Origin of the sequence: Streptomyces sp. NPDC048383 (genome assembly GCF_040651775.1) — a bacterium.
In the GTDB taxonomy this organism is placed as follows: domain Bacteria; phylum Actinomycetota; class Actinomycetes; order Streptomycetales; family Streptomycetaceae; genus Streptomyces.
Window position 1 is genome coordinate 78,975 of sequence record NZ_JBEZKS010000035.1, and the last position, 6,490, is coordinate 85,464.

7 protein-coding genes are annotated in these 6,490 nt (G+C 73.8%); 3 read left to right on the plus strand and 4 right to left on the minus strand.

The genetic code is table 11. The annotated features are described in order from the left end of the window. Positions 1 to 130: 130 nt before the first annotated feature. Entirely contained in the window at positions 131 to 868 is a 738-nt protein-coding gene (locus tag AB0D46_RS23345; RefSeq protein ID WP_362880078.1) for a hypothetical protein, read from the plus strand. 74 nt (positions 869 to 942) lie between these two features. Here AB0D46_RS23345 and AB0D46_RS23350 read toward each other — a convergent pair whose 3' ends face one another. Further along, on the minus strand, positions 943 to 1,284 hold the full coding sequence (locus AB0D46_RS23350) for a hypothetical protein (RefSeq protein WP_362880079.1): 342 nt from the start codon (positions 1,282 to 1,284) through the stop codon (positions 943 to 945). Between the two features lie 144 nt (positions 1,285 to 1,428). Between AB0D46_RS23350 and AB0D46_RS23355 the strand changes: the two genes are divergently transcribed. After that, a complete protein-coding gene (locus tag AB0D46_RS23355) occupies positions 1,429 to 1,728 on the plus strand; it encodes a hypothetical protein (protein ID WP_362880081.1) in 300 nt (99 codons plus the stop codon). Here AB0D46_RS23355 and AB0D46_RS23360 read toward each other — a convergent pair. From AB0D46_RS23360 to AB0D46_RS23370, 3 genes are all read right to left on the minus strand, one after another. Then, positions 1,718 to 1,948, minus strand: a complete 231-nt coding sequence (locus AB0D46_RS23360) for a hypothetical protein (protein WP_362880083.1) — start codon at positions 1,946 to 1,948, stop codon at positions 1,718 to 1,720. The two genes, AB0D46_RS23355 and AB0D46_RS23360, sit on opposite strands and share 11 nt — an antisense overlap. A 141-nt stretch (positions 1,949 to 2,089) precedes the next feature. Further along, on the minus strand, positions 2,090 to 2,758 hold the full coding sequence (locus AB0D46_RS23365) for a response regulator transcription factor (RefSeq protein WP_362880085.1): 669 nt from the start codon (positions 2,756 to 2,758) through the stop codon (positions 2,090 to 2,092). Further along, positions 2,755 to 3,984 carry a sensor histidine kinase gene (locus AB0D46_RS23370; protein WP_362880086.1) on the minus strand — a complete coding sequence of 410 codons (1,230 nt, stop codon included), beginning with the start codon at positions 3,982 to 3,984 and terminating at the stop codon, positions 2,755 to 2,757. The genes AB0D46_RS23365 and AB0D46_RS23370 overlap by 4 nt, the downstream gene beginning before the upstream one ends. A 277-nt stretch (positions 3,985 to 4,261) precedes the next feature. On the opposite strand from AB0D46_RS23370, the gene AB0D46_RS23375 reads away from it, so the two are divergent. Further along, positions 4,262 to 6,457, plus strand: a complete 2,196-nt coding sequence (locus AB0D46_RS23375) for an MMPL family transporter (RefSeq protein ID WP_362880087.1) — start codon at positions 4,262 to 4,264, stop codon at positions 6,455 to 6,457. The last annotated feature ends 33 nt before the right edge of the window (positions 6,458 to 6,490 follow it).

Here is a 6,490-nt window from a genome sequence, read left to right on the forward strand (position 1 = left end):
GTTGATTCCTTGCGTGGATCAGGGTGACAGGTTTCTATCAGGTCACCGGTTTGTCAACGGTCCTCACACGGCGCGCCCGAACGGCGGCTTCCGCGATGCGCGCGCGGACCCCGCCCGGGAGGGTGACGGCATGGGCGACTGGTGGTACCGAAACATCCTCGAACCGGGCAAGCTGCCCCTGCTGCTGGCCCTGTCCGCCTTCGTGCTGACGTTCGCGATCACGCGGGTCATCACCCGGATGATCCGGGCCGGGAAGGGGCCGTTCCGCAACGTCACGCCGGGCGGCATGCACGTCCACCACGCCGTGCCCGGCGTGGTGCTGATGACCGTCGGCGGGTTCACCGCGATCGGCGGCGGCCGCACGGGCTGGGGGTCGGCGCTCGCCGCCGTGCTCTTCGGGATGGGGACGGGACTCGTCCTCGACGAGTTCGCGCTGATCCTGCACCTGAGCGACGTCTACTGGACCAAGGAGGGCACGATCAGCATCGAGGTGGTCATCCTCACCACGGCCCTCGCCTCGTTCCTGCTCTGCGGGTTCCTGCCGCTCGGCGTGGACGGGCTCACCCCGGACGAGAAGCAGAGCCGGATGACGCTGGTGTCGACGGTGGTGCTCAACCTGCTGTTCGCCGTGGTGGCTCTCTTCAAGGGCAAGCCCCGGATGGCCGTGCTCGGCGCGGTGGTGCCGCTGATCGCCATGGTCGCGGCGCTGCGACTGGCCCGCCCGGTGTCCCCCTGGGCCCGCCGCTTCTACCGGCGCCGGCCGAGGGCGCGGGCCCGCACGATGAAGCGCGCGTACCGGCACGACCGCCGCTGGAGCGGTCTGCGACGCCGCGTCGACTACCTGATCGGCGGCGCCCCCAGCCAGTGACGACCCCGGCCGGTGACGATCCCATGACGGGACCCCCGGACGCACTGCGTCGGGGGGCCCTAGTAGCCGCGCTCTCAGACCTGCGCGGGGGCCTCGTCGAGCTCCCAGGCGTGCCGCTTGAACTCGCGGCGGAAGTCGGTGTGGTCCTCCCACTGCCGGGCGATGCCGCGCAGCACGTCCCAGTGGTGCTCCACCGACTGGTCGATGACGGTGCGCAGACGCGGCTCGGCCGTCTCCCGCTTCTCGATGAGACCCTTCACCGCGCCGGCCTCCAGGACGCTGTTGCGCAGGGCGCGCAGGGCCCGGGAGGTGTCGTCCATCGCGAAACCGCGCTCACTTCCGGTCTCCGCGTCGAACAGCGGCGTCAGCCGCGCCTCGATGAACGCGGTGATCCGCTCGAAGTGCTGCACGTCCATCAGGGGTTCTCCGTCTTCTGCCGCGCCGGTGAGCGGCTCGGGTACACGATACGAGGACCGGGCGTGCCCGACGGACCAGGGGCACCGCGGCGGACGCGGGCCGCCTGCGGGCCGATTGTCAGACCACTGCGCCAGCATCACGACATGACGCACACCACCGCTCCCGACACGGCCGACCGTGATGAGTACGCCGACGCCATCGCCGCGGTCGTCCGGGTGTCCGCCGCCTCCTACGGCTCGGGCGAATCCCCGCTCGACGACGCCTCCTTCGAGCTGCTCGTGTCCCTGATCCAGGCCTACGAGGCCCACTATCCGGAGCACACCGACCGGGTGGACGGTGACGGGGCCGCCGGGCCGTCGGCCCCTCGCCCGTTGGGGGCGGGGATCGAGGTCCTCGGGGAGGAGGATTTCGCGCCGCGGGGCGCCGCCGCGCTCAGCGCGTGAACGGTGGGGGCGGGGTCACCGCGAGAACGGGGGGCGCCGGTGAGGTGTGGCGGTGGCCGCAGGGCTCGAAGACCAGGACGACGGGTTCGCCGGGCCGTTGGCGCCAGGAGATCCGCTCCGGGACCTCGACGCACACCGGGCAGTCGGGCAGCGGGCTCGGCCGGGTCCGGCCTTCGGGCGCGGCCGTGAGGACCGACGGCATGGAGTGCGGGTCACGCATGGCGGCTCCCTGGTACGACGGTTGTGCTCCTGGCACTGTGCCATGCGGGCCCCTTCCTCCGCACGGGCGAATCGTCCAGTGTTTTCGCTGGTCAGCGGTTCGGGCGCCGGACGGATTCGGGTCCTGCGGGGCACATGGTGATCAAGTGGCCCTCCGATCGGCCTCGACCAGCCCCGACTCGTAGGCGGCGATCACCGCCTGGGCGCGGTCGCGGACGCCCAGCTTGGTGAAGATGCCGGTGATGTGGTTCTTCACGGTGGAGACGCTGATGTCGAGTTCGGCGGCCACGGCGGCGTTGTCGAGGCCGCGGGCGAGCAGCCGCCAGATCTCCAGCTCACGGGGGGTGAGGCCGGTGGGCGCGTCCGGCACGGGTCGGGGCTCGCGCGAAGGGGCCCGTACGTAGGTGGAGATGAGTCGGGTGAGCAGGCGGGGGGCGACGACGGCCTCGCCCGCGTGGACGGTGCGGACGGCCGCGATCAGCTCTTCCGGGGACACGTCCTTGGGCAGGAAGCCGTAGGCGCCGGCGCGCAGCGCGGCCACCACGTACTCGTCCATGTCGAAGGTGCTCAGGGCCAGGACCCGGGAGCCGGGCCGGGCGGCGGCGAGCCGTTCGGTGGCCTGTACGCCGTCGAGGACCGGCATCCGGATGTCCATGACGACCACGTCGGGCTCCAGTCGAACGGCGAGGTCGACGGCCTCGGCGCCGTTCTCGGCCTCGCCCACGACCTCGACGTCCGGTTCGGGGGCCAGGATGAGGGCCAGGCCCCGCCGCACGAGGGGTTGGTCGTCGGCGATGAGCACGCGGATCATCGGTGGTGTTCCTCTCCTTCGGCGGCGCCGGCTCCCGGTGCCACCGGGAGCCGGGCCGCGACCCGGAACCCGCCCCCGTCCATCGGGGCGGCCTCCAGGGTGCCGCCCTGCAGGGCGACGCGTTCACGCATTCCGATCAGACCGTACCCGCCGCGTCCCGGGGCCCGCGAAGCCGCGGTGCGCCGGCCGGCCTGGGCGCCCGGGCCGTGGCTCGTACCCGGACCGCTGCCGTCCCCCGCGGCCCGGCCGGTGCCGCCGTCGCGGACCTCGACGGTGACCTCGTCGGGGCGGTACGTCAGCCGTACCCGGGCCCGGGAGTTCCCCGCGTGCTTGCGGGCGTTGGTCAGGGCTTCCTGGACGACCCGGAACACGGTGAGGCCGACCGTCGGCGGCAGCGGACGTACGGTTCCGTCGACGGTGAGCTCGGTGTCCATGCCGGCGAGCCGGGCCTCGGTGACGATCCGGGCCAGGTCGTCGGCCCCCGGCTGCGGGGCGGGCAGGCCCGATTCCGGTTCCTCACCGGCCCGCAGGACGTCGAGCAGTTGGCGCATCTCGCCCAGGGCCATCCGCCCGGAGCCCTCCAGCGTGACGAGGGCCTCGCGGGCGGCCTCGGGGTCGTGCGCGAGGTTGGCCCGCGCACCGCCGGCCATCAGCTGCATGGTGGTGATGTGGTGGGCGACGATGTCGTGCAGTTCCCGGGCGATGCGCCGACGTTCCTCGGCGAGGGCCCGCTCGGCACCCAGGGCGCGGTGGACCTCGGCCTCCCGCTGCCGGTGGTTCACCACCAGGGCGGCCCCGACGACGATCACGGCGGCGGCCGCGTTGGCGAGCACGCCCCACCCGCCGGGGAGCAGCATCCCGCCCTGTCCCATCGAGGGCGCCGGGACGGCCACCAGGCCCGCCGCGACCACCACGGCGGGCCGGCAGCTCCGGGCGACCGTGTACAGGGCGATGACCAGGCCGAGGCCGAAGTGCGGTGCGACCGGCCCGGCCGTGTTGACCACGACTCCGAGGGCGAGGACGGCCGCGAGGACGAGCACCGGCCGGCGGTGACGGAGGATCAGGGTCAGTCCGGAGAGGACCAGCGCGAACGCCGCCGGTATCCCGAGGGGGTTGCCGTCGAACTGGCTGGTGACGGCGAAACCCAGCAGGTCGGCGGCGGCGGCCCCGACCGCCACCAGGGCGTCGTTGCGCGTCCACGCGGGCTTGTCGGTGCGCGTGCTCATGTGTCGGGTCCTCCCCCACGGGCCGCGGCGCCCGGCCGGTGCCGGGCCCGCCGCGCCCGGAATCCGTGGATCCATTCTGGCACCGGCCGGCGCCCCGACCACCGGCCCGGGGTCGGGTCCGCGACCGGGACTCCGGTCCTGGTCGGGGCGGGCGCCACGACCGTGGTCCCGGTGCGGAGATCCTCCTGCGCCCGGACGACGACGGGCCCGTCCGCTGATGGTCTTGAAGGGACCGACCGGGTTGTCCGGCGCGGTCTTCACGGACCGGAGGAGACAAGTGATCCGCGCCCTGACGGGATGCTCGACGAGGAATCCGTGGAAGGTGATCGCCCTGTGGGCGGTGCTGGGCATCGCGCTGACCATCATGGGTCAGGCGTTCGTCTTCCGCGCGACCCAGACGGGCAACGGCGACTTCCTGCCCGCCCACTACGATTCGGCGGCCGCGCTGAAGATCGCCGAGGAGAGTTTCGGGGTGCGCCCGGACTCCGACCCGCTGACGGTCCTGGTGGCCCGCGGTGACGGGGCCGCCCTCTCCGCCGCCGACGAGCGGCGCGTGGACGAGGTGACCGACCGACTGGCGCGCGAGCGGATCACGATGCCCGTCACCGAGGACACCATGCCCTTGGCGCAGGACCACTCGCAGGTGCCCGTGTTCGGCGGACGCCTGACGGCGCCGGACCGCGCCTTCCGGCTGGTGTCGGTGGAGCTGACGGGCAACCCGGCGGACCCGGGGGTGCAGGACACCTACCGGGCCTTCCGGGACCACGCCCGTGACGCCTTCGGGGAAGCGGGCCTGCGGACCGGCTTCACCGGCGGGCCGGCCACGGTCGTGGACACGGCCGACGCGGAGAAGACGCGTACGACGGTGGTGGGGGCGGTGATGACCGGGCTGATCGTGCTGCTGCACGTGCTGGTGTTCCGCAGCCCGGCGGCCGCGCTGCTCCCGCTGGTCGCGGTGGCCGTCATCGGTGGCGCGGCGACGGGCGTCGTCGTCGGCGCCTCCCTGCTGACGGGCATCCGGCTGGCCCCTTCCACTCCGGGGCTGATCAGCGTGGTGCTCGTGGGCATCGGGATCGACTACTTCCTCTTCCTCCTGTTCCGCTTCCGCGAACGGTTGCGCGCGCACCCGGAGCAGTCGGGCCGCGACGCGGCCCGGGAGGTCGCGGGCCGGGTGGGGACGGCCGTGACGTCCGCGGCGCTGACGATCGTGGCCGCGTTCGCCACGCTCGGGATCGCCTCCTTCGGCCAGTTCCGCGTGCTGGGTCCGGCGATCGCGGTGTCGGTGCTGGTGATGCTGCTGGGCAGTCTGACGTTGATGCCCGCGCTGCTCGCCGTCACCGGGCGCGGGATGTTCTGGCCGTCCCGATCGCTGCGGCGCGAGCCCCCCGTCGGCGCGGCCGGACGGCTCGGCGCTCTGGTGGCGCGGCGTCCGTTGGCGCTGGTGCTCGCCTCGGTGGCCCTGCTCGGGGCGCTCGCGGCGGGGTTGAGCGGGATGCGCATGGACTACGGGCAGGGCGGCGCGGGCGGCGAGCGTACGGGCGCCGTGGCGACGGCGGAGGAGATCGCCCGGTCCCTGCCCGCCGGGGTCTCGGATCCGACCGGCGTGTTCGTCGCCGCCGAGGACGGCGTCCCCTTGAGCACCGAGCGGGTGTCCGCCCTCGCCGGGGCGCTGGCGAAGGTGCCGGGCGTGGGCCGGGTCGCGCCGACCGTGCTCAGCGAGGACCGGGGCGCCGCGCGCATCGACCTGTCGCTGACGGCCGGTTCGGGCACGCAGCAGGCTCGTGACCTGGTCTCGGGACCGGTGCGGGAGACGGTGCGCGCACACCTGCCGGCGGGTACCGCGGCGCACGTCGGGGGCACGGCCGCGATCTTCGCCGACATCGCGGTGGCGGTGGACGAGGACCTCAGGGTGATCTTCCCGGTGGCGGCGGTCCTGATCGGGATCATCCTGCTCGTGCTGCTGCGGAGCCTGCTGGCGCCGGTGGTGCTGATGATCGCGGTCGGGCTGGGTTTCGCGGCCACGCTGGGGGCCTCGACGTTGGTGTTCCAGCACGGACTGGGGCGGCCCGGCGTCGACTTCACGCTGCCGCTGGTGTTGTTCCTCTTCGTGGTGGCGCTCGGCACCGACTACAACATCCTGATCGGCGACCGGATCCGGGAGGAGATGGACGGGCCCGGCTCCGCCCGAGCGGCGGTGGCCCGCGCCGTACGGCACACCGCGCCGGCCGTCGCCACGGCGGGCCTGGTGCTGGCCGCGTCCTTCGGAAGCCTGGCGGTGAGCCCGCAGCCCGGGACGCAGCAGATCGGCTTCGCGACGGCGGTGGGAATCCTGCTGTCCGCGTTCGTGCTGTCGATCGTGCTGGTGCCCGCCGTGACCGCGCTGCTGGGCCGGTCCACGTGGTGGCCGGTGAAGCCGCGGGCCGCCGCCCGGCCCGCCGGGGCCGCTCCGGTGGAGCGGGTCCCGGTGGGCTGAGGGCAGCGGCCCGATCCGGAAGGCGCCGGCGCG